Here is a 23291-nt window from a genome sequence, read left to right as displayed (position 1 = left end):
TGTGGAGAGAGAAAAAAATTACCGCAGAGAAAGTAAGATTTTTTACCAAGTACGATGTATATAAACACAAGTTCACAAAGCCAGATCAACACAAAGCTTTGTGAACTTTGTGTTTTTCAACACACTCTACAATAAAAAACTTAGCGAGCTTTGCGTTAAAAATCATCCAATATCTACTTCAAAAAAATCACCAAAATCACTCCACAGATTTTAGTATAGATCAGAAAAAATCACATAAAAAAGTCCCATTCAGTTAAGAATAGGACTTTTTTTATTTAATAATTTCTCCTGTTTTACTTTCAGCAACCTGAACAAATTTTATCCTGAAAACTGAAACTGAAAACTGAAAACTGAGACCAGAAACCAGAGCTTACTCTTTAGACGCTAAATATCTCTCAGCATCTAATGCAGCCATACATCCTGTTCCTGCAGCAGTAATTGCCTGACGATACACATGATCAGCAGCATCACCAGCAACAAAAACACCTTCAACATTAGTTTTAGATGTTCCCGGAATATTTATAATATAACCAGTTTCATCAAGAGTAATTTGATCTTTAAAGATATCTGTATTTGGTTTGTGACCAATTGCTACGAAAAATCCCGTTGCAGGAATTTCAATAACGTCACCAGTAGTTTTATTTAATGCTTTAATGGCGTGAACTACCTGATTATCTCCTAATACTTCAAGCGTATCGTGGTTCATTAATATTTCGATATTTTCAGTCCTGCGAACGCGTTCTTCCATAATTTTCGAAGCTCTGAATTTTTCGCTTCTTACCAACATCGTTACTTTTTTACAAAGTTTAGACAAGTAATGTGCTTCTTCACAAGCAGAATCTCCTGCTCCTACAATTACAACTTCCTGATTACGGTAGAAAAATCCATCACAAACCGCGCAGGCAGAAACTCCGCCACCCATGTTTAAATAATGTTGCTCAGATGGTAATCCTAAATATTTAGCTGATGCTCCTGTAGAAATAATTACGGTTTCGCAGTGCAATTCGATAGAATCATTAATCCAAACTTTTTTAATATCTCCTGAAAAATCAACTTTAGTAGCCCATCCATCACGAATATCTGAACCAAAACGTTTTGCTTGTTCCTGTAACTGAACCATCATTTCTGGTCCTGTAACACCATCAACATAACCCGGAAAATTTTCTACCTCATTAGTTGTAGTTAATTGTCCGCCAGGCTGCATTCCTTGATATAAAACCGGATTCATATTTGCTCTGGCTGCATAAATAGCCGCAGTATAACCCGCCGGACCAGAACCTATAATTAGGCATTTAATTTTTTCGATTGTATCTGACATAATATGTATAGTTTTAAGTGATGCAAAGGTAAACTTTATTATAAAAAATTACCACCAAATCAAATCCTAAATAACTATCTCAAAATAAGTTTTATTTATTTTCATATTTTCCTTTTCTAAACCAAATTTATTCCTATATTTGCATCCGCTTACGGGGTGTAGCGTAGCCCGGTTATCGCGCCTGCTTTGGGAGCAGGAGGCCGCAGGTTCGAATCCTGCCACCCCGACAAAAGTCTTTTCATTTTCTTGAAAAGACTTTTTTTTTGCTTTAAATTGTCTTTAAAAAAACATAAGATAAAAACTTTGCGTGTTTTGCGGTAAAAATCATCCAGTATATAAATGTAATCTCTCCGGATTTTTTTTACTCCGTTAGGAGTTTAATATTGGTAGAATAAGAATCAACCAGAAAAATATCCCGTAGGGATTAAACTTTTTAAAGCCAATTTATTTATTGAATTATTAAACGAGCAACTTCAATTAACTACTATCTCTTTTATGTTTTTCCACAAAATTTAGTATTGATCTGAGTTTGATGCTTCGAAATAAAAACAATCGCAAAATTCAAAACTGTTTTCTAACATTTTCCTTTCCACATTAATACTTGTATGAAAAATTGTATTTTTGTTTCGTACATTTCAGTAATGCAGTTTATTACATGATTCGACAGTACTTTTATTGGTATTGTAAAAAATTACGTTTGTATTTTACCTTTTCATCAATTTATTATATGTAATTATTATCTTTGAGCTATGAGCACATTAACAAAACCAAGTCATATAGGACGAAAAATTAGCCGTATTCGTGAACTGAAAGACATGAAACAAGAAGTATTGGCCGAAGCTTTAGGATTATCTCAACAATCTATTTCTAATTTAGAAAATAGTGAAACAATTGACGAAGATAAACTTAAAGAAATAGCAAAAATTCTTGGTGTAACGGTAGAAGCAATCAAAAATTTCTCTGAAGAAAATATGATTAATTATTTCACCACTTTTAGCGATAATGAATTCACGAACACCAATAGTGCTATAGGCGGACACATTAATGCATGCACATTTAATCCGCTTGATAAATTAATTGAATCTCAAGAGGAAATCAAAAAGCTTTACGAACGTTTATTGCAAGCTGAAAAAGATAAAGTCGAGTATTTAGAAAATATAATAAAGACGAAATAATCTTTATAAAAATATACATTTAAGATAAAAGAGGTTCGAAAGAGCTTCTTTTTTTTGGTTTAAAACCAAATATTTTTACAACTCAACAAACCAAATATGTCCTTATATAATATAAAAATATCTTTTGCGATCTTCTAAATTTCCTGCAAATAGTTCTCTTTGCGCAAAATTTAGAAATTCTAAAAATGAAAAAATTATTACTATATACAGTCTTTTTAATCGCCTTATCAGCAAATGCGCAGCAAAATCCAACATCAACAATTGAAGAAATTAAAATTGAGAAGCTGAAACGGTACAAAGAAAACGTTCATGCCTCGTATTATCATGATAAATTTACAGGCCGAAAAACAGCAAGCGGCACAAGATTCGACAACAATAAACTCACAGCCGCTCATAAAAAACTTCCGTTTGGTACGATACTAAAAGTAACCAACAAAATCAATCAAAAATCTGTAATTGTAAAAGTCAACGACAGAGGTCCGTTTATAAACGGAAGAGAAATTGACTTGTCTAAAAAAGCATTTATGGATATTACTTCAAACAAAAAAAGTGGCGGAATGATTGTAACAATTGAGATTGTAGAAAATTAAACCAATCTCAAACCCTTTTAAAATCGAAGAAAAATTACATATAAATCTTAAAACCTCACGAAATATTCTATTTATTTTAAAATGGTTTGCATTTTTATTTCTTTTTAATCAAAAAAAACTCACCGCATTAAAATGTTGTTATATTTACCAATCATAACACTTTACTTATTTCTATATGGAAGTTTTTATTTTAGCTGCGTTATTGGGTTTTTTAATCTACTTTTCTAATATAATCAAAGGTCGTTTTGATCGTCTTGAAAACGACATTCAAAAACTTAGTAAAAAATTAGATCTTTTAAAAACAATAGAAAAACCTGCTGAAACTATTGCGGTTGCTCCAATTCCTGCTGTAAATAAAGAGGAATTTAAAATAGCTGCAGATCAATCAAACGATGCTACTTTTGAACCTGCCAAACCGGAAATTGCAGAACAGGTTATTGATAAAAAAATAACAGACGAACAATTAGAAAAAATTGCACTATCGGCTACTATTGAAAACATTGGCAAACCAATTGAAATCAAACCGGTCGAAAGCAATTTAGCGGAGCCAAAACCGATTCAAAAACCAATTATTCCTGCTGAACCTGAAAAATCATTTTGGGAAAAATTCAAAGAGCAAAATCCGGATTTAGAAAAATTCATTGGTGAAAACCTAATCAATAAAATTGGAGTTTTGATTCTGGTTTTAGGAATTAGTTATTTTGTAAAATATGCCATCGACAAAGACTGGATCAACGAACCTGCACGTGTAGGAATTGGGGTTTTATGTGGCGTTCTGGTTATGGGAATCGCTCATAAATTACGTAAAAACTACGCCGCTTTCAGTTCCGTTATTGTTGCCGGCGCCATTGCCATTTTCTATTTTACGATTGGGATTGCGTTTCATGATTATCATTTATTCAATCAAACCGTCGCTTTTAGTATAATGGTAATCATTACAGCTTTTAGCGCTTTAATCTCCTTATCCTACGACCGACTTGAATTAGCTGTTCTCTCCTTAATTGGTGGATTTGCAGTTCCGTTTATGGTTAGTACCGGCGAAGGAAATTATGTGGTATTGTTTACCTATATCATTATTTTAAACGTCGGGATTTTGGCTTTAGCCTATTATAAAAAATGGAATCTCGTTAATATCCTTGCCTATATATTTACGGTACTTTTATACGGAGCATGGTTATCGAGAGATATTAGTTCAGACAAACCTCATTATTTAGGAGCTTTCATTTTTGGTTTTGCGTTTTATTTTATTTTCATTTTAATGAATATTATCAACAACATTCGATCAAAAGGAGAATTTTCTAAAACTCAGCTTACCATTTTAGCCAGCAACACTTTCTTGTTTTACGGTGCAGGAATGGCAATTTTAAGCCATTATCATCCAGAATTAAAAGGTGTATTTACAGCAGTTCTTGCCATTTTAAATTTAATCTATGCCTGGGTTTTATATAAAAAATTCGATCTCGATCAAAAAGCCGCTTATTTATTAATTGGGTTAACACTGACTTTTATAACATTGGCAATTCCTATTCAGTTTGAAGGTAATTATATTACTTTATTCTGGGCTGCAGAAGCTGTTTTGTTATTATGGCTTTCGCAAAAATCAAAAATTTCAAGCTATCGATTTGGTTCCTTAATAGTTCATGTTCTAATGATTTTTAGCCTGATAATGGACTGGAATAAATATTATAGAGGCAATTTACCGCTCAATATTATTATTAATCCAATATTTATTACGGGACTTTTTGCTTCATTTTCTTTATTTGCCGTTTGGTATTTATTAAAAAAAGAATCCCAAAACACCACCGAAAACCCAACTTCATTTAATGTTGTATTTGATAATGAAAAATATAAGGAATGTCTTCTAGCAACGGGACTTTTAATAACATACTTAACCGGTTTATTCGAAATTATTTTTCAGTCTAATACTCATATTCAAAGCATTTACAGTTCTATTTCGTTACCAATAGTATATCATTTACTTTACTCTGCAGTATTTTCTTCGATCATGATCAGTAAAAAAACAGCATCAGGATATCAGGCTGCAACTGTAATTATTATTGCTAATATTGTTTTGTTTGCCTTTTGGTTTTCGAATTATCCTTTCTTAGAACACAAAGAAATCATAAGTTCAGGTACCGGAAAATCAATTGCTTTTTATCTTCATTATATTTCATTGGCAATCACGATTTATTCTGCGTGTCAACTATTTTTAATCAGCAGGAAATTTGATTTTACTTTTTTCAAAAGCCACTATTTTATGTGGGTTGCCGCTTTTTTCATTGTTTATATCGCCAGTTCAGAGGTTATGCTTCACGGACTTGTAGTAATGAATTCTCCGGTAACGCCTCACGATATACAAACAAGTCCAATGTTTGCGAGCTATAAATCAAACTTGCCGTATTTGCGTGATTTTATTGCCGATGATTTTATAGGACTTTCTGAAACTAAAATAATTAAAACAGGATTTCCGGTTCTTTGGGGAGTTCTTGCTTTTGTATTTTTAATCATCGGGATAAAAAAACAATACAAATCACTTCGTATTATTGCTTTGACATTACTGGGATTAACTATTTTAAAATTATTTTTATACGATATCAGCAACATTTCCGAAACTGGAAAAATCATATCGTTTATCCTTTTAGGAATATTAATTTTAATTATATCTTTTGTATATCAAAAAATCAAAGTCTTAGTTATTGATGAAAACAAGCCACTGGAAAACAATGAAACTAAATAAATTTATACTCTTATTATTTATTGCAAACCTTTCGTTTGGGCAATATCAAACTACTGCAAAACTAAAAAAGGTCAACCAGAACGGGTTTCATGAAATTATTTTATCGCCGGAAATCAGGTCTTATTCAAAACAGGATTTGAGCGATATCAGAATTTTTGATTCCAAAGGAAATGAGATTCCGTATTTTATCCAAAGCGATAATACAGTTTCCTCCAATACTTTTGAAGAATATATAATTGTTTCGAAAACGGTTTTACCCAAAAAAAGTACTTCGGTTATTATTGCTATTCCGCCAAATAAAGGCAACAATCAGCTTTCGCTTTTTATAGCGAATTCTAATGTTGAAAAAAAGTATTCGATTTCAGGAAGTGATGATCAAAAAGAATGGTTCGGAATTTCTGATTCACAATATTTATCAGACTTAAACAGTACAACGGAAACTAGCGTTGTTAAAAATATTTCGTATCCGTTAAGTACTTATAAATATTTAAGAATTGATTTTGATGATAAGAAAACGCTTCCCATCAACATTTTAAAAGTTGGAAATTTCACCACGCAATTGCCCAGAAGTTTAGTGCAGGAAACTGTTCCTGAAAAATCTGTAACAACCGAAATCCCTTCAGAAAAAGAAACTCAAATCCATGTTGTTTTTAATGTATCGCAAGTCATCAATCAAATCACATTTGAAGTTGTAAAACCTACATATTATAATCGTACCGCTATTTTATACAAAAAGATAAAGAGAGTTACCAAACGAAAAACCCAGATACTGGATGAAGAAATTATCTCTTTTCAACTGAATTCTAATACAAAAAACATATTTACAATTCCGGCATTATTCGAAAAAGAATTCTATATAAAAATTGAAAACCACGACAATCAGCCTTTAGTAATTTCAAAAATAAAATACGATCAAAAGTTAGTTTCTATTGTTACTGATTTAAATTCGAACGAAAATTATATACTGAAAACCGGAAACAAAAACCTAACAGAACCGGAATATGATCTATCGAATTTCAAAAATAAAATTGCTGCTATTTTACCGCAAACTTATGTTTATGATATTGAACAAAGAACAAATGAAAAAAGTCAGGTTAAAAACAAATCATTTTGGCAGCAGCCCTGGTTTATGTGGATTTGTATCATTCTGGGCGGCATTACAATTTTGTTTTTTACAGCAAGCTTAGTAAAAGATTTAAAAAGAAAGAATTAAAAACAGAAATCAATTTTAACGTTTGAGTCTTTTTTAAGATTTAAAATTGAAATTGGTTCATTTACACTAAAAACAAGAAAAAAATACTACAGGTTTTTGTTACTATTTTTAATTAAGAGACAAATAAAATCCCGCAAAACATGCGCCATACCACGGTTAATGGAAGTTTCTTAAATGTTAACAAAATAGATTTTCAGAAACCATAAATAATTGTATTTTTACGGTTCAAAATTCAGAAAATAAATGGGCAAAATCATTGCGATTGCTAATCAAAAAGGAGGCGTTGGAAAAACTACTACATCAGTAAATCTTGCTGCCTCATTGGGTGTTTTAGAAAAAAAAGTATTATTGATTGACGCTGATCCTCAAGCAAATGCTACATCAGGCCTTGGGATCGATGTAGAATCTGTTGAAATGGGGACTTACCAGATACTTGAACACAGTAATACTCCCAAAGAAACCATTATAAAATGTTCAGCTGTGAATGTTGACGTGATTCCTGCGCACATTGACCTTGTAGCCATCGAAATCGAATTGGTTGATAAAGAGAACAGAGAATACATGCTTAAAAAAGCATTAGAAAGTGTAAAAGACGAATATGATTATATCATCATTGACTGTGCTCCTTCATTAGGTTTATTAACCTTAAATGCTTTGACAGCTGCAGATTCAGTAGTTATTCCTATTCAATGTGAATATTTTGCACTTGAAGGATTAGGGAAATTATTGAACACGATAAAAAGTATTCAAAAAATACACAATCCGGATCTTGACATTGAAGGTTTGTTACTAACCATGTACGATTCAAGATTACGTTTATCCAATCAGGTTGTTGAAGAGGTTCAAAAACACTTTAATGATATGGTTTTTGATACCGTTATTCAGCGTAATGTAAAATTAAGTGAAGCTCCAAGTTTTGGTGAAAGCATCATTAATTATGACGCAACAAGCAAAGGAGCAGTTAATTACATTAATCTGGCTCAAGAAATTATAAAGAAAAACAGCAAATAGTTTTTATGACAAAAGCAATTAAAAAACAAGCCTTAGGAAGAGGATTATCAGCATTATTAAAAGATCCGGAAAACGACATTACATCAGTAGAAGACAAAAACGCTGATAAGGTTGTTGGAAATATTATTGAGCTTGAAATAAGTGCTATAGAAATAAATCCTTTTCAGCCAAGAAGTAATTTTAACGAAGAATCGCTACGTGAATTAGCTACTTCGATTAAAGAACTTGGTGTGATTCAACCTATTACTGTTCGTAAATTAGAGTTCAATAAATATCAGTTAATTTCTGGAGAACGTCGTTTGCGCGCTTCAACTTTAGTTGGTTTAACTCATGTTCCTGCCTATATTCGTATTGCAAATGACAATGAATCCCTTGTTATGGCTTTGGTTGAAAATATTCAGCGTCATGACTTAGACCCAATTGAGATTGCACTTTCATACCAGCGTTTGATTGACGAAATTCAACTGACTCAGGAACAAATGAGCGAGCGTGTGGGTAAAAAACGTTCTACAATTGCCAATTATTTACGTCTTTTAAAACTGGATCCAATTATTCAAACAGGTATTCGTGATGGTTTTATTAGTATGGGTCACGGTAGAGCAATTATCAATATTGAAGATTTAGACATTCAAACTGATATCTACCAAAAAATTGTAAGCCAGAATTTATCTGTTCGTGAAACAGAAAGTCTGGTAAAAAACTACCACGAAAGCTTAAAACCAAAAGAAGAAGGAAAGCCAAAAGCAGAATCTTCTTTTGTAATCAGAGAAACACAAAAAAATACTTTCAACGATTATTTTGGTGCGAAAGTTGATGTAAAAGTCGCTGGCAACGGAAAAGGAAAAATTACAATTCCGTTTAATTCTGAAGCCGACTTTAATCGAATTATAAAATTAATAAACGGATAGTGAATAAGATTGTCCCCATAAGTTTATTGTTCTTTTTCATAGGAACCGTTTCTCTTTTTGCCCAGGTAAAAAAAGACACGGTTTTGGTCGTTAAAGACACTAGCAAATTACAAGAAATAGACCCGCTTACGCCGGCAAAAGCAGCTTTTTACTCGGCAATACTACCAGGTTTGGGTCAGGCATACAATAAAAAATACTGGAAAATTCCTTTGGTTTACGGAGCAATTGGTACCAGCTTATATTTTTATATCGACAACAATAATAAATACCGCGATTATCGAAAAGCTTACAAACGAAGACTTGAAGGCTACAATGATGATGCTTATCAGTTTCTGGACGAAAGCAGACTTGTTGCAGGCCAGAAATTTTATCAGCGAAACAGAGATTTATCTGCTTTGTTTGTCGTAGGTTTTTATGTTTTAAACATTATTGATGCCAATGTAGATGCGGCTTTAATTCAGTTTAACGTAAACGAAAGATTATCTATGCGTCCGGAAATTTATCCTAACGATGTAACTTTTCGACCAAACGTAGGACTAACTTTTAATTACCAATTTTAAATAGCTACGGTTATTTAAATATTTAAATATTTACAAAATGAAAATTGCGCTTTTAGGATACGGAAAAATGGGTAAAGTAATTGAACGAATTGCTTTAGAAAGAGGTCATGAAATTGTTTTAAAGAAAGACGAATCCAATACCTACGACGGACTTTCAACCGCTGACGTTGCAATTGACTTTAGCGTTCCAACTGCAGCAGTAAGCAACATTTCGAATGCCTTTAACAACAATGTACCTGTAGTTTCAGGAACAACCGGATGGTTAGAGCATTATGATGCAATGGCTGCGCTTTGCAATGAAAAACAAACTGGTTTTATATCAAGTTCAAATTTTAGTTTAGGGGTTAATATTTTCTTTGAATTAAATGAATATCTGGCTAAAATCATGTCTCAATTTGATTCGTACAAAGTATCGATGGAAGAAATTCATCATACTCAAAAATTAGATGCCCCAAGCGGAACCGCTATTTCCTTAGCAAAAGGTGTTATCGAAAACAGCAATTATGCAAACTGGACACTTGACGAAGCTAAAAACGACGAAATTCATATTGACGCGAAAAGAATTGGAGATGTTCCGGGAACTCATACCGTAACTTATGACTCTAATGTAGACAGCATCGAATTAAAACATACTGCTCACAATCGTGAAGGTTTTGCTCTTGGCGCCGTAATTGCTGCCGAATGGCTTGCCGGTAAAAAAGGGATTTACAGCATGAAAGATGTTTTAAACTTAAAATAATAAATTAAAAGTTTTAGGCTTGCAATCAAATAACCTGAAACTTGAAACATAAATCAAAAAATCATGACACTATATCTTTGGTTCGTATTTTTCTTAGCCGTACAAATAATTCACTTTCTGGGAACCTGGAAATTGTATAAAGCAGCAGGAAGAAAAAGTTGGGAAGCTGCAATTCCGGTTTACAATTCAATAGTTTTGATGAAAATAATCAGTCGGCCAACATGGTGGACAATATTACTTTTTATCCCGATTATCAACCTGATTATGTTTCCTGTTGTTTGGGTAGAAACCTTAAGAACGTTTGGAAAAAAATCTACTTTAGATACTTTATTAGGGATCTTTACTTTTGGATTTTACATTTACTACATCAATTATACAGAGAAATTAGTACATAATCCAGAGAGAGAATTAAGACCTCAAAATAAAACTGCTGATACTATTAATTCCTTACTTTTTGCTATTATCGTAGCCACTTTAGTACATACATATGTTGTACAACCTTATACAATCCCGACTTCATCGCTGGAAAAATCACTATTAATTGGTGACTTTTTATTTGTAAGTAAAGTAAATTACGGTCCTCGCGTACCTATGACCACTGTTGCGTTGCCAATGGTTCACGATACTATTCCGTTTTTAAAAAGAAAATCATATTTAAGCTGGCCTCAGTTACCTTATTTCAGATTGCCGGCTATTGAAAAAATAAAGCGAACAGATATTGTTGTTTTTAACTGGCCTGTTGATACAGTTCATTATTTTTATGAGCCGAAAGGAAGACCGGGAGTTATAAAACCTATCGACAAAAAATCAAATTACGTAAAAAGATGCGTTGGTATTCCCGGTGATAGCTTATCTATCGTAGACGGATTTGTTTTCATTAACGGAAAAAAATTAGTTTTACCGGAAAGAGCTAAACCTCAATATTCTTACGCAGTAGCTTTAGACGGAAAAACATCTATTGATTTTGAATCATTGATGAAAGAATTAGATATTACTGATGGTGCTTATATTAAAGATCAGGAAAAAAAAGATACAATTTATTTCAGAGCTTTAACAGAAGCTAGTGCAGAACGTTTCAAAAATACTCCTGGAATTACTGCTGTAAAAAGAGAAATTGCCAGAGGAAACGACAATTCGATTTTCCCTCACATTAACAAGTGGAATCAGGACAATTTTGGTCCAATCTACATTCCTGAAGCAGGAAAAACAGTTGCATTAACAAATGAATCTTTACCATTCTACAAGGAAATCATTACGAAATACGAAGGAAACACTTTAGAATTAGATGGTTCCCATTTTTTAATCAACGGAAAACAAGCTACCACATATACCTTTAAACAAAACTATTACTGGATGATGGGAGACAATCGTCACAACTCTGAAGATAGTCGTTATTGGGGTTATGTTCCTGCAGATCACATCGTAGGAAAGCCGGTTTTTATCTGGATGAGCTGGGATACTAACGGAAAAGGAATCAACAAAGTTCGCTGGAACAGAGTTTTTACAACCGTTGACGGTGAAGGACAACCACAATCTTACTTTAAATACTTCCTGTTTATTCTTGCAGCTTATTTTGTTGGAGAATACTTCTGGAAAAAAAGAAGAGAAAATAAAGCATAAAAAAAAATAGTTATTTTTGTTTCAGGTTTCATGTTTCAAGTTCGCAAAGAACCTGAACATGAAACCTGAAACTTTTAAACAAAGAATATAATGAACTCTCTATTACTTCCTACCTATTTTCCGTCGATTAGCCACTTTGCAGTAATGGCTCAATCTGAAAATATTACTTTTGAAATGGAAGATAATTTTCAGAAGCAGACCAATAGAAATCGTACTTACATCTATAGCCCAAACGGAATTCAATTATTGAATATTCCTGTCAAACATTCCAAATCAGCACATCAAAAAACAAAAGATGTTTATATTGAGAATGATTTTGACTGGCAAAAACAACACTTTAAATCATTAGAAGCAGGATATAGAAGTTCACCATTCTTTGAGTTTTTTGAAGATGATATTCGCCCTGTTTTCGAAAAGCAGCATACTTTCCTGATGGATTTAAACATGGAAGTTCTGGATATTGTAACAAAATGTTTAAGAATGAAATTAGCCTTTTCAAAAACAACTGAATATTTTGTTGAAACAGAAAATGTAACTGATTTTAGATTTCTTGCCAACGGAAAAAAAGATCCGAATACATTCGAAAAATATACTCAGGTTTTTGATGACAAACACGGATTCATCAATAATTTAAGTGTTCTGGATTTACTTTTTAACGAAGGTAAATTTGCCATGGATTATTTAAAAAGCCAAAAAATAGTCTAATATTATTTTTCACTTTCAAATTTTGGAATTTGGAATTTAATAAATTGGAATTTTTAAAACTTTATTCCATGGAAATTCTCGCCATTATAGGATAATGGTCTGAGTTTTCAAAATCAGGAAAACTTTCAAATTGCTTGACTTTCATTTTACTGTCGGTAAAAATATAGTCAATTCTGGCGGGATAATAGCGGAACTTATAAGTTGCTCCAAAACCTTCTCCGGCTTCTTCAAACGCATCTTTCTGTTTTCCCTTTATGCTTCGGTAAACATAGGAAAACGGACTATTATTCATGTCTCCACAAATAATAAACGGCGTTGTACATTTTTTGATATTTTCTTTAAAAATTTCTGCCTGTTCTTGCTGTTGCCTGAATCCTTTACTAATTCTGCCGTAGATTAGCTGTGATTTTTCCTGATTTACATTATCGATATTATTCGAAATATCACTAACATCCGGTGAAATCTTAATAGATTGCAAGTGCATATTATACACTCTGATAACATCTTTTCCGCGTTTTATATCGGCATAAATAACATTATTGTCAGATTTTGGAAAAATAATATTGCCTTCAAAAATAATAGGAAACTTTGAAAAAATAGCCTGACCGGTCTTAATTTGCTTTCCATCAATAAAAATATAACGGTGAGGATACACTTTTAAATCGATATTAGCTGAGTTGGAATATTCCTGAATACAAAGAATATCCGGATCTTTCTCGTCAATAAATGCTTTTATGTTTGATGGAATATCATCACGATCCAACCATTTAAACACATTGAAAAGACGCACGTTATAACTCATTATCGAGAAATCTTTTTCGTCTTTGATATATTCTGTGGCAGAGAATTTATAAAACTTACTGATAAAGGTAATTCCTGTCAATAAAACCAGACCAGATAAAATAAGACGCTTTTTAAACTGAATTCCCCAATAAACGAAGAACAACCCGTTAAATACAAAAAAAGCCGGCATAAACAGCGTCAGCACCGATAAAAGCGGAAAGCTTCTAGGTGCTAGGAATGGTAGAATATAAATACTGAAGGTTACTACAGTAAGCACTATATTCAAAAAGAACATTATTTTATTAAACCACGAAAGGTTTTTCATATTTTCTTGCTAAAAGGATTATTTTCCAGCTTTAAATAAAAACTCTTTTTCTTCTTTTGTCAGACAATCATAACCGGACTGGCTAATTTTATCTAAAATTTCATCTATTTGTTGTTGCGTTTTATCTTTCGTAACAATTCTTGATGTAACTTTTTCTGTAGGTTTGTTGTAATTCTTATGAACTTTTGTGAAAGGGGTCGTAGGGGATTTTTTAAAGAGATTGGTAAAGAAATCTAATGTTTTAGAAATTACAATACTTAAATCTGTTCCGTTTTGAAGCAATTTTATGAATATAAATCCAAAGAATGCTCCGGCTAAATGGGATATATGTCCGCCAGTATTATCTAAACGGAACTGCATTAAATCAAGAACCAGAATTACTGCCGTAATATGCCAGAGTTTAACATTGCCAATTAGCAACAATCGTACATTCATTAAGGGCTGATAGGTTGTTACTGCAACTAAAATTGCCATAATTGCTGCCGAAGCCCCAACTATAGATCCTGCAACATTTAAAAAATAAAAGCTCAGTGAAAAAACAACACCGGAAAAAACAGCACTTAAAATGTACAATCCTAAATATTGTTTCTGAGTAAAAAAGGTCATGAATAAATTGCTGGCAAAATTCAAAACCATCATATTAAACAGTAAATGCAAAAACGTAGCATGAAAAAATGCATAAGTCAAAAACGTCCACGGTTTAAACATAAACACATTGGGATCTGATGACAATGCAAGCCAGTCAGGATACGCAAAACCACCTCCGGAATATTGATAGAAGAATATTAAAGAAATCAAAAAACAAGCAATATTCCAATAAATAACACGCATTGCAATACCGCCTAATCTATATTGTAGTTTTAAATCATCAAGAATATTCATAAAAGCTTCTTTTGGTTTTTATTTGCGCTATTAAAATTAGAAATTAATTCCAACGATTACTATTAAACTGATTCTTTTTCCAATACCACATAATTAAAAATCCGGTTAAAGCTCCGCCAACGTGTGCAAAATGAGCAATTCCTGTTCCGCCGCTTCCAAACAAAGAGTTCCCTCTAAATCCTAAAAACAAATCAATTGCTAAAATTCCGGGAACAAAATATTTAGCTTTGATAGGAATAGGAATAAACATAAGAGCCAACTCAGCATTAGGAAACATGAATGCAAAAGCAGTTAATAAACCATAAATAGCGCCTGAAGCTCCTACAACTGTACCAATATAAGAATCAGTAAAACTTTCAAATTGTGAAACCGAAACTAAATCCTGCCATCTTGTATCTATTTTTCCTTCGCCTAAAAGCTTCAAAATCTGGTCTTTTTGATATCCATTCGTCATTAAAACATTCATGGTCTCATGAAAAGAATAATAATTTACCGCTGTATGTAATAATGCCGCTCCCAAACCGCAGGAAATATAAAAAAACAAAAACTTTTTACCTCCCCAAAAGTGTTCTAACGCAGAACCAAAAGAGACCATTGCAATCATATTAAAAGCAATATGCATAATACCGCCATGCATAAACATATGTGTAATAGGCTGCCACGCTTTGAAACTTGGATTTTCCGGAAAAAACATAGCAAAATATTCATAAGAAACCGGAACTAATTGAGAACCAATAAAAAATATGATATTGATTATCAATAATTGTTTTACTACGGGAGTCATATTCATCATAAGGCAAACTTTTTATCTATATCTTCCACACGCATTGTGATGAAAGTTGGTTTTTGAAAAGGTGAAATATTTGGATCTTTACAAGCAAACAAACCGTTTACCAGATTATCTTGTTCTTTTTCGGTTAAATAAGATCCTGTTTTAACCGCTAAACTTTTCGCCATTGACTTGGCAATAGTATCATTTTGACTGTAACTGCTTGCGGGAATTCCGTCTTGCAAATCGCTCAACAATTGTTCAATTACCATTGAAACTTCGCTTTCGGTAATATTCACAGGAATTCCAGAAATTACGATATGATCTGTTTGTGCATCTTCAAAAACAAAACCTGTCGTTTCCAGAGATGGTTTTAATTCTTCGATCAGTGTCATTTCATCTGAAGAATAAAACAAATTCAACGGAAACAATAATTGCTGACTTGAAGCCTGATTTACAGTCATATTCAATAAAAATTGCTCGTATAAAATACGTTGGTGCGCGCGTTGCTGATCCACGATGACCATTCCGGATTTTATTGGCGAAACAATATATTTTTTATGTATTTGATAGGTTCCCTGACTTGCCTGCTCGATTTCATTATCATTAAACAATGACGAAGTTACTTCTTCCTCATTTTCAAATGTAAAAGGGGAACTTTCTATAGTATCGGTTTCTAAACCTACATATAAACTTTCCCACGTTGCGGTTGGTTCTACTCTTTTATTATATCCCGAATAAGAACCTGAACCCGATCCGGAACTGTAAACAGAACCTGATCCTGAACCAGAACCTGATTTAGAATAATGCTGATTGGTTTTATCATCCGTAAACGGATTAAAAGTTCCATCAACCTGAATGGTAGGCGTTTCACCTTCTAAATCTTTGTAATGATAAGGTGTATCTAAATTAGCATCACGATCAAAATCAAGAACAGGCGAAACATTAAATTGTCCTAAACTATGTTTTATCGATGCTCTTAAAATAGCGTATAAAGCTTGTTCATCATCAAACTTAATTTCTGTCTTAGTAGGATGAATGTTGATATCGATGGTATTTGGCGGAACTTGTAAATACAGAAAATAACTCGGCTGTGAACCATCTTTCAAAAGTCCGTCGTACGCCGCCATTACAGCGTGATGCAAATAACCGCTTTTAATGAAACGATCGTTTACAAAAAAGAATTGTTCTCCTCTGTTTTTCTTCGCAAATTCTGGTTTAGAAACAAATCCCTGAATATTGATAATCTCAGTATCTTCGTTAACAGGCACTAATTTTTCATTGGTTTTACCGGACATAATCCCAACTATGCGCTGGCGATAACCTGCTGCGGGCAAATTATACATTTCGCTTCCGTTATGATAAAATGTAAAATGAATGTTTGGGTGTGCCAATGCTACACGCTGAAACTCATCCATAACATGACGAAATTCAACTGTATCTGATTTTAAGAAGTTACGACGCGCGGGAATATTAAAAAATAAATTTTTAACGGCAAATGAAGTTCCTTTGGGTAAAACCGCGACTTCCTGCGAAACAAATTTACTTCCTTCAATAATAATATGTGTTCCCAATTCTTCCTGATCCTGCTTCGTTTTCATTTCCATATGTGCAATCGCCGCGATTGAAGCCAGTGCCTCACCACGAAAACCTTTTGTACACAAGGAGAATAAATCTTCTGCCTGACGGATTTTAGAAGTAGCGTGACGTTCAAAACACAAACGCGCATCGGTCACGCTCATTCCTGAACCATTATCGATAACCTGAACTAATGATTTTCCTGCATCTTTAATAATCAATTTAATGTCAGTTGCTTTTGCATCAACAGCATTTTCTAACAGCTCTTTTACAACTGAAGCAGGTCTTTGAACCACTTCTCCAGCGGCAATTTGGTTAGCAACGTGATCAGGAAGTAATTGAATAATACTGGACATTAAGAAAAAAAGGTTTAAAGGTTAAGGTTTAAAATTTTGAAACCAAGAAGCACAAATTTAATGAATTTCTCTTGGCTTTTAGAATAACTGCTATCATAAAAAAAACAAAAAACCTATACTATTTTACACAGTATAGGTTTTAGTATTTTAAAACAAGTGTGCTTTATTCTTTATCGATCTTTATTGGAGTTTCTTCTATTTGGATTGCTCCAGAAGACAACAAAGGTTGATTAAATGGGTGCGACATTGAAGCTTGCTGGCGAATATATGCCATTTTGATAGCAGCAATCGCAGCTTCAGTTCCTTTGTTTCCGTGAATTCCTCCACTTCTGTCAATTGACTGTTGGATATTATTATCTGTTAAGACACAAAAAATAACCGGAATATCAGTTTGAACATTCAAATCTTTAATTCCCTGCGTTACGCCTTCGCATACAAAATCAAAATGTTTGGTTTGTCCCTGAATTACACATCCAATTACAATAACCGCATCTACATTTTGCGTTTGCAGCATTTTTTTTGCACCATAAATCAGCTCAAAACTTCCGGGAACATTCCAGCGGATAATTTGTTGAGCAGGAACTTCATTATCAACAAGCGCTTCAAAAGCACCATTATAAAGTCCTTCAGTTATAGTTTCATTCCACTCAGAAACAACAATCCCAAATCGAAAGTCTTTCGCATTTGGGATCGTGTTTTTATCGTATTCTGATAAATTTTTATTTTCGGTAGCCATCTTTTATATTTAAGATTTTAAATTTCTTGATTTCAGATTGTAAAAATACAAATCTAAACTCTAAAATCTAAACTCTGCAATTAAATTATTGCGCTAATCCTATCAATACATCTACAGAAGCTGCTTCTGGAGTTGTATCGTAGTTATCTTTGATATCTGTTAAATATTTCAATGCATCTTCTTTTTGACCTAAAGCCAAAGCAGTTTTACCGGCTTTTAATAAGAAACGAGGCGTTGTAAAATCGTTTTTGTTTGATTCAGCAGCTTTTACATAATAGTCTAAAGCTTCTTTTTGTTGGTTTTTTTGAGAATAAGCATCTCCTATTGCACCTTTTGCCAAAGCGCTTAAAATTAAATCATCAGATTTAAAATCACCTAAATACTTAATTGCATCATCAAATTTACCTGTATTCAAATATGCCATTCCAGCATAGTAATTCGCTAAATTTCCTGCATCAGTTCCAGAATATTCATCAGCAATTTTCACGAATCCGAATTTACCTTCAGAACCATTCAACGCTAATTTATATAATGAATCGCTTGCTACACCATCAGTTGCTTTTTGAAAGTTTTGTTGAGCAACAAACATTTCTGTTGCAGCTTCGTCTTGTTTAGGAGCTTCGATGAATTTTTGGTAAGCCAAATATCCAATAGTAGCAACTGCAATACCGGCAACTAAACCAATAATGATTTTTTGATTTTTAGCAACCCAATCCTCAGTTCTTGAAGCAGTTTCATCTAATTTAGAAAAAACGTCAGCTGTAGTACTGTTTTTTCCATCAAGAATTACTTGTTGTTCTTCATTTACAACTTCTTCTTTAACTTCCTTTTCCTTTGGTGCCTTATATCCTCTTTTATTGTAAGTAGCCATTTAAATTTAATTTAGTGAACGGCAAAAATAAAATTTTTATTGAAACTAAAGCAAAAAAAAGCAAATTTATATCCATTTTAAAAAAATAATTCACTAAACAGCTTCTTCTTCCTGTTTTACAGCGAAATAATTCAGCTTGAAATCCGCTAAAAACCTAATATTCCAATAATTTTTGATAATTTTGCACACTCCTTTTTTTGCTAATCAAAATATGATTTCCTTTTACAATAATCGTAATTTTTAGCCAAATCTTAGAGATTAACATCTATTGAATTAAATTTAGAGAGACAAATTCTTTTTAATCTTTTATCCCGATAGCTATCGGGAGTAGCAGAAAAACTAATCCACGAGAGAAAGTTGTCTTCTAAAGCATTAAATTTGCTCTTCCAGTCCATAAAAAATGCATTTAAATAAAATTTCCTTATTCAATTATAAAAATTTCTCCGAAGTCAGTTTTGATTTCGACCTGAAGATCAATTGCTTTGTGGGCAAAAACGGAATTGGAAAAACCAATGTACTGGATGCAATCTATCATTTAGCATACGGAAAAAGTTATTTTAATCCGTTAGCGGTACAAAATATCAAACACGGAGAAGAGTTTTTTGTGATTGATGCCGAATTAGAAAAAAATGACCGAACGGAACAAATTGTTTGCAGTTTAAAAAAAGGACAAAAGAAAATCCTGAAAAGAAACGGAAAAGCATACGATAAATTCTCAGATCATATTGGGTTTATTCCGTTAGTAATTATTTCTCCCGCAGATCGCGATTTAATTGTTGAAGGAAGCGAAACGCGCCGTAAATTTATGGATAGTGTGATTTCCCAATTAGATTCTACTTATTTACATCAGCTTATTCAATATCAAAAAGTAATTGTACAGCGAAATGCGTTGCTCAAATATTTTGCATTGAATCATGTTTTCGATAATGATACCTTATCTATATATAATGAGCAGCTGAATAGTTACGGAAAATCTATTTTTGAAAAACGAAAAGATTTTCTGGAACAATTCATACCTATATTTAATGAACACCACAAAACAATAACCGGATCTGAAGAAACGGTGCAATTAGTTTATGAAAGTAATTTGTTTGAAAAAGATTTATTGACACTTTTACAGGAAAACATTAATAGAGATCGCGCGCTTCATTATACAAGCGTGGGAATCCATAAAGATGATTTATCTTTTGAAATAGATTCACATCCCATAAAAAAATTCGGATCGCAAGGGCAGCAGAAATCTTTTTTGATTGCTTTAAAACTAGCTCAATTTGAATTTTTAAAAAAACAAAGCGGTGTAAAACCTCTTTTATTATTTGATGATATTTTTGATAAATTAGATGAAACCCGTGTTTCTAAAATTATCGAAATGGTAAACAGCGAGACTTTCGGACAGCTTTTTATTTCAGATACACATCCGGAACGAACGGAAGCTATAGTAAAATCGACACATCAGAGTTATAAACTATTTAATTTAGGGTGATTTTTTTTGCTCAAAGTTTGTCATTTCGACGAAGGAGAAATCACACTAGAAACTCCGTTATACATGTCGCCAATCTTTGTAGAATTACGAGTGTGATTTCTCCCTTGGGTCGAAATGACAAAAAAACTATACATTAATAAACCAACATCTTTTAAAAATTTGTGCTAATTCGTGAAATTCGTGGCAAACTTTTTTATTTCACTTTCCAATAAGAATTCAAAATTGAAAAATCATTACTTTAGCGATATCATTTTTTAAAATTTGACCCCATGAAATTCCTCAAAATTTTATTTCTAATAGTTTCAGTTGTACTAATTTCCTGCAACGAAAAAAAATCAAATTCTTTTGAATCAATTGCTCCAAAGGAATTTGCAGAAAAAATTAAAACAACCGAAAATCCACAAATTTTAGACGTAAGAACTCCGGATGAATTTGAATCAGAACATATTGATAATGCCAAAAATGTAAATTGGAATAGTGAAGATTTTGCATCAAAAGCAGCATCTTATAACAAATCAAAACCCATTTATGTGTATTGCTTAAGCGGAGGAAGAAGCAAAAAAGCAGCTGCAAAACTGACTGAATTAGGCTTTACTACTGTTTATGAATTAGAAGGAGGAATCATGAACTGGAACGAAGAAGGATTTGGCAAACCAACAACAACCAACGTTGGAATGTCAATGAATGACTTTAATGATTTATTAAATACGGACAAAAAAGTTTTAGTCGACTTTTATGCCGAATGGTGCGGACCATGCAAACAAATGGAACCGTATATTTTGACAATGCAAAAGGACATGACAGATAAAATAGTCATTATCAGAATCGATGTTGACAAAAACAAAACGCTGGCAACTCAACTAAAAATTGATCAGCTTCCCACTTTGGTTTTATACGAAAACAAAGCCGTTCAATGGAAAAACACAGGACTTATCAGCGAAAAAGATTTAAAAAAACAACTGCAATAAATACAGAAATATGCTTACGAAAGAATCATTGCAATTTATAGACGACTTAAAAAAGAACAACAATAGAGATTGGTTTCAGGACAATAAAAAACGATATGAGATTTTCAAAAAAGATTATCATCAATTAGTCGGAGATTTTCTGGATGCTATGAAACCGCTTGATCCTTCCTTAGAATTACTGGAAATTAAAAATTGTACTTTCAGAATCAATCGTGATATTCGGTTTTCAAAAGATAAATCTCCTTACAAAGCACATTTAGGCGTTTGGATGTCGTCTGGCGCTAAAGGTCAAAATCGTTCCGGCTATTATGTACATATTGAGAAAGGCGCCAGTTTTATTGCGGGCGGATTTTACTCTCCGGATCCCGACCAATTAAAAAAAGTCAGAAAAGAAATTGCTTTCTTTCATGATGATTTAGAAGCTATCTTAAAAGATAAAAACTTCAAAAAGGAATTTGGAAATTTAGATATAGACGAAAACAATTCGCTTAAAAATCCGCCAAGAGGTTACGAGAAAGACCATCCTGCAATTGAATTTCTAAAATTGAAAAGTTTTACTGCGACTCAGAAATTTGACATTTCTGAAGTTACTCAAAAAGATTTTGTTGCCAAAATGAGCAAGAAGCTAATCGCTTTAAAACCATTAAACGAATTCATTAACCGCGCCTTAGAAACGGACGAAGAATTTTAGTTTTGATTTTTTTGCCACGAATTTCACGAATTAGCACGAATTAATTAGTGGAAATTCGTGAAATTCGTAGCGAAAAACAAAACCTTAAAGTTAACCACGAATCATACGAACTAAAGCTTCAATAAAGTTTGAATCTTTGTGAAAGCTAAACAATAAAAAAATTAGCAAAAATTCGTGAAATTCGTGGCAAAAAATAATCATCGAATGAAAAAAAGAAAAATACTTTTTCTGGGAGAATCTTATCGCGCCGATGCAATTACATGGATAAATGGTTTGAAAGAATTTGGCGATTTTGAAATTTGCACCTGGGAACTTCAAACACCAAACAACTCAAAACTCAACCGTTTTAAGCGCATTTTAGAATATGCCTTCTCTCCTATTTCAATTCGTAAAACAATTCGTGAGCAAAAACCGGATATGGTTATTGCAGAAAGAACCACCAGTTATGGTTTTCTGGCTGCAATTTCAGGAATGCATCCCATTGCAATCGCCCAACAAGGACGAACTGATTTATGGCCGGATGGTTCCGTTTTATTGCCATTCAAGAAAATAATTCAAAAACACGCATTTAAAAAAGCTGATTTAATTCATGCCTGGGGACCTGTTATGACAATTTCGATGAAAGCCGTTGGCGTTGATATGAATAAAGTTTTAGTTATCCCAAAAGGAATTGACTTAACGCTTTTTTCTCCTTCAATTAATAATTCAAATAAAATTGAGGCAATTGTAACGCGTTCTTTACAACCGGAATATCGACATGATGCTATTTTGAAAGCTTTTGCAATTTTACATCAAAAAGGAATCGATTTTTCGCTTACAATTGTTGGCGACGGAACCCGTTTACAATCCTTAAAAGATTTAGCTGCAACTTTAGAAATCGAAAACAAAGTAATTTTTACAGGACGAATCCCAAATATGGAACTTCCTAAATTACTACAGCAATCCAATATTTATATCAGTATGCCCATTACCGAAGGTGTTTCGGCTTCTTTATTTGAGGCAATGGCTTGTAATTGTTATCCCGTAGTTTCTGATATTCCGGGAAATCAAAGCTGGATCAAACATCGTGAAAACGGACAATTAATTGAAATTGATAATATTGAAATGCTTGCCGAAGAATTGATCTGGTCTTTTAAAAATACTGAATCCCGAAATAATGCGATTCTTTCAAACAGAAAATTTGTTGAAGAGAATGCAAACTATGATATGAATATGAAGATAATTTCAGATAAATATCATGAGTTGCTGGACTCCAGAAGGTAATTTTTACCGC

The 23291-nt window shown here is 32.8% G+C and carries 21 protein-coding genes and 1 tRNA gene; 15 read left to right on the top strand and 7 right to left on the bottom strand.

The window, feature by feature from the left end:
* Positions 1 to 370 precede the first annotated feature (370 nt).
* Complete coding sequence (gene trxB / locus ACHRVX_RS17730; protein WP_395334569.1) at positions 371 to 1318, bottom strand: thioredoxin-disulfide reductase; 948 nt, start codon at positions 1316 to 1318, stop codon at positions 371 to 373.
* Between the two features lie 152 nt (positions 1319 to 1470).
* On the opposite strand from trxB, the gene ACHRVX_RS17725 reads away from it, so the two are divergent.
* The 11 genes from ACHRVX_RS17725 to ACHRVX_RS17675 all read left to right on the top strand — a co-directional run bounded on the left by ACHRVX_RS17725 (position 1471) and on the right by ACHRVX_RS17675 (position 12576).
* A tRNA-Pro gene (locus ACHRVX_RS17725) sits at positions 1471 to 1545 on the top strand.
* A 522-nt stretch (positions 1546 to 2067) separates the two neighbouring features.
* Positions 2068 to 2493: a helix-turn-helix domain-containing protein gene (locus ACHRVX_RS17720; protein ID WP_395334567.1), complete on the top strand. Its 426-nt coding sequence runs from the start codon at positions 2068 to 2070 to the stop codon at positions 2491 to 2493.
* A gap of 185 nt (positions 2494 to 2678) precedes the next feature.
* Positions 2679 to 3083, top strand: coding sequence for a septal ring lytic transglycosylase RlpA family protein (locus ACHRVX_RS17715; protein ID WP_395334565.1), 405 nt, complete (start codon positions 2679 to 2681; stop codon positions 3081 to 3083).
* Between the two features lie 175 nt (positions 3084 to 3258).
* Positions 3259 to 5820: a DUF2339 domain-containing protein gene (locus tag ACHRVX_RS17710; protein ID WP_395334563.1), complete on the top strand. Its 2562-nt coding sequence runs from the start codon at positions 3259 to 3261 to the stop codon at positions 5818 to 5820.
* A complete protein-coding gene (locus ACHRVX_RS17705; RefSeq protein ID WP_395334561.1) occupies positions 5807 to 7033 on the top strand; it encodes a hypothetical protein in 1227 nt (408 codons plus the stop codon). The genes ACHRVX_RS17710 and ACHRVX_RS17705 overlap by 14 nt, the downstream gene beginning before the upstream one ends.
* Positions 7034 to 7276: 243 nt before the next feature.
* Positions 7277 to 8044 (top strand): ParA family protein, encoded by a 768-nt coding sequence (locus tag ACHRVX_RS17700; protein ID WP_395334559.1) that lies wholly within the window; start codon positions 7277 to 7279, stop codon positions 8042 to 8044.
* 5 nt (positions 8045 to 8049) lie between these two features.
* Positions 8050 to 8952: a ParB/RepB/Spo0J family partition protein gene (locus tag ACHRVX_RS17695; protein ID WP_395334556.1), complete on the top strand. Its 903-nt coding sequence runs from the start codon at positions 8050 to 8052 to the stop codon at positions 8950 to 8952.
* A complete protein-coding gene (locus ACHRVX_RS17690) occupies positions 8952 to 9512 on the top strand; it encodes a DUF5683 domain-containing protein (protein ID WP_395334554.1) in 561 nt (186 codons plus the stop codon). Before ACHRVX_RS17695 ends, ACHRVX_RS17690 begins: the two co-directional genes overlap by 1 nt.
* A 37-nt stretch (positions 9513 to 9549) precedes the next feature.
* Positions 9550 to 10251, top strand: a complete 702-nt coding sequence (dapB, locus tag ACHRVX_RS17685; RefSeq protein ID WP_395334552.1) for a 4-hydroxy-tetrahydrodipicolinate reductase — start codon at positions 9550 to 9552, stop codon at positions 10249 to 10251.
* A gap of 63 nt (positions 10252 to 10314) precedes the next feature.
* Complete coding sequence (gene lepB, locus ACHRVX_RS17680) at positions 10315 to 11871, top strand: signal peptidase I (RefSeq protein WP_395334550.1); 1557 nt, start codon at positions 10315 to 10317, stop codon at positions 11869 to 11871.
* 90 nt (positions 11872 to 11961) lie between these two features.
* Positions 11962 to 12576: a WbqC family protein gene (locus tag ACHRVX_RS17675; RefSeq protein ID WP_395334548.1), complete on the top strand. Its 615-nt coding sequence runs from the start codon at positions 11962 to 11964 to the stop codon at positions 12574 to 12576.
* A 61-nt stretch (positions 12577 to 12637) separates the two neighbouring features.
* Here the strand turns inward: ACHRVX_RS17675 and ACHRVX_RS17670 are convergent, their stop codons facing one another.
* From ACHRVX_RS17670 to ACHRVX_RS17645, 6 genes are all read right to left on the bottom strand, one after another.
* Positions 12638 to 13684, bottom strand: coding sequence for an endonuclease/exonuclease/phosphatase family protein (locus tag ACHRVX_RS17670; protein ID WP_395334546.1), 1047 nt, complete (start codon positions 13682 to 13684; stop codon positions 12638 to 12640).
* An 18-nt stretch (positions 13685 to 13702) separates the two neighbouring features.
* Positions 13703 to 14566: a rhomboid family intramembrane serine protease gene (locus ACHRVX_RS17665; RefSeq protein ID WP_395334544.1), complete on the bottom strand. Its 864-nt coding sequence runs from the start codon at positions 14564 to 14566 to the stop codon at positions 13703 to 13705.
* 43 nt (positions 14567 to 14609) lie between these two features.
* Complete coding sequence (locus tag ACHRVX_RS17660; RefSeq protein ID WP_395334541.1) at positions 14610 to 15359, bottom strand: rhomboid family intramembrane serine protease; 750 nt, start codon at positions 15357 to 15359, stop codon at positions 14610 to 14612.
* Entirely contained in the window at positions 15356 to 17269 is a 1914-nt protein-coding gene (mutL, locus tag ACHRVX_RS17655) for a DNA mismatch repair endonuclease MutL (protein ID WP_395334539.1), read from the bottom strand. The genes ACHRVX_RS17660 and mutL overlap by 4 nt, the downstream gene beginning before the upstream one ends.
* A gap of 163 nt (positions 17270 to 17432) precedes the next feature.
* Positions 17433 to 18005 (bottom strand): 6,7-dimethyl-8-ribityllumazine synthase, encoded by a 573-nt coding sequence (gene ribH, locus ACHRVX_RS17650; RefSeq protein ID WP_395334537.1) that lies wholly within the window; start codon positions 18003 to 18005, stop codon positions 17433 to 17435.
* A gap of 85 nt (positions 18006 to 18090) precedes the next feature.
* Positions 18091 to 18876, bottom strand: a complete 786-nt coding sequence (locus ACHRVX_RS17645; RefSeq protein ID WP_395334535.1) for a tol-pal system YbgF family protein — start codon at positions 18874 to 18876, stop codon at positions 18091 to 18093.
* Positions 18877 to 19276: 400 nt separating this feature from the next.
* Here ACHRVX_RS17645 and recF point away from each other — a divergent pair, with 400 nt between their 5' ends.
* The 4 genes from recF (at position 19277) to ACHRVX_RS17625 (ending at position 23281) form a co-directional block, all read left to right on the top strand.
* Positions 19277 to 20359 (top strand): DNA replication/repair protein RecF, encoded by a 1083-nt coding sequence (gene recF, locus ACHRVX_RS17640; protein WP_395334533.1) that lies wholly within the window; start codon positions 19277 to 19279, stop codon positions 20357 to 20359.
* A 269-nt stretch (positions 20360 to 20628) separates the two neighbouring features.
* Positions 20629 to 21327, top strand: a complete 699-nt coding sequence (locus tag ACHRVX_RS17635) for a thioredoxin domain-containing protein (RefSeq protein ID WP_395334531.1) — start codon at positions 20629 to 20631, stop codon at positions 21325 to 21327.
* 10 nt (positions 21328 to 21337) lie between these two features.
* Entirely contained in the window at positions 21338 to 22018 is a 681-nt protein-coding gene (locus ACHRVX_RS17630) for a DUF2461 domain-containing protein (protein WP_395334529.1), read from the top strand.
* 204 nt (positions 22019 to 22222) lie between these two features.
* Complete coding sequence (locus ACHRVX_RS17625; RefSeq protein ID WP_395334527.1) at positions 22223 to 23281, top strand: glycosyltransferase; 1059 nt, start codon at positions 22223 to 22225, stop codon at positions 23279 to 23281.
* The last annotated feature ends 10 nt before the right edge of the window (positions 23282 to 23291 follow it).

Source organism: Flavobacterium sp. FlaQc-47 (assembly GCF_044006475.1).
Lineage (GTDB): Bacteria > Bacteroidota > Bacteroidia > Flavobacteriales > Flavobacteriaceae > Flavobacterium.
Note: the sequence above shows the minus strand (reverse complement) of the source record. Positions and strands in the feature narration are given on the sequence as shown.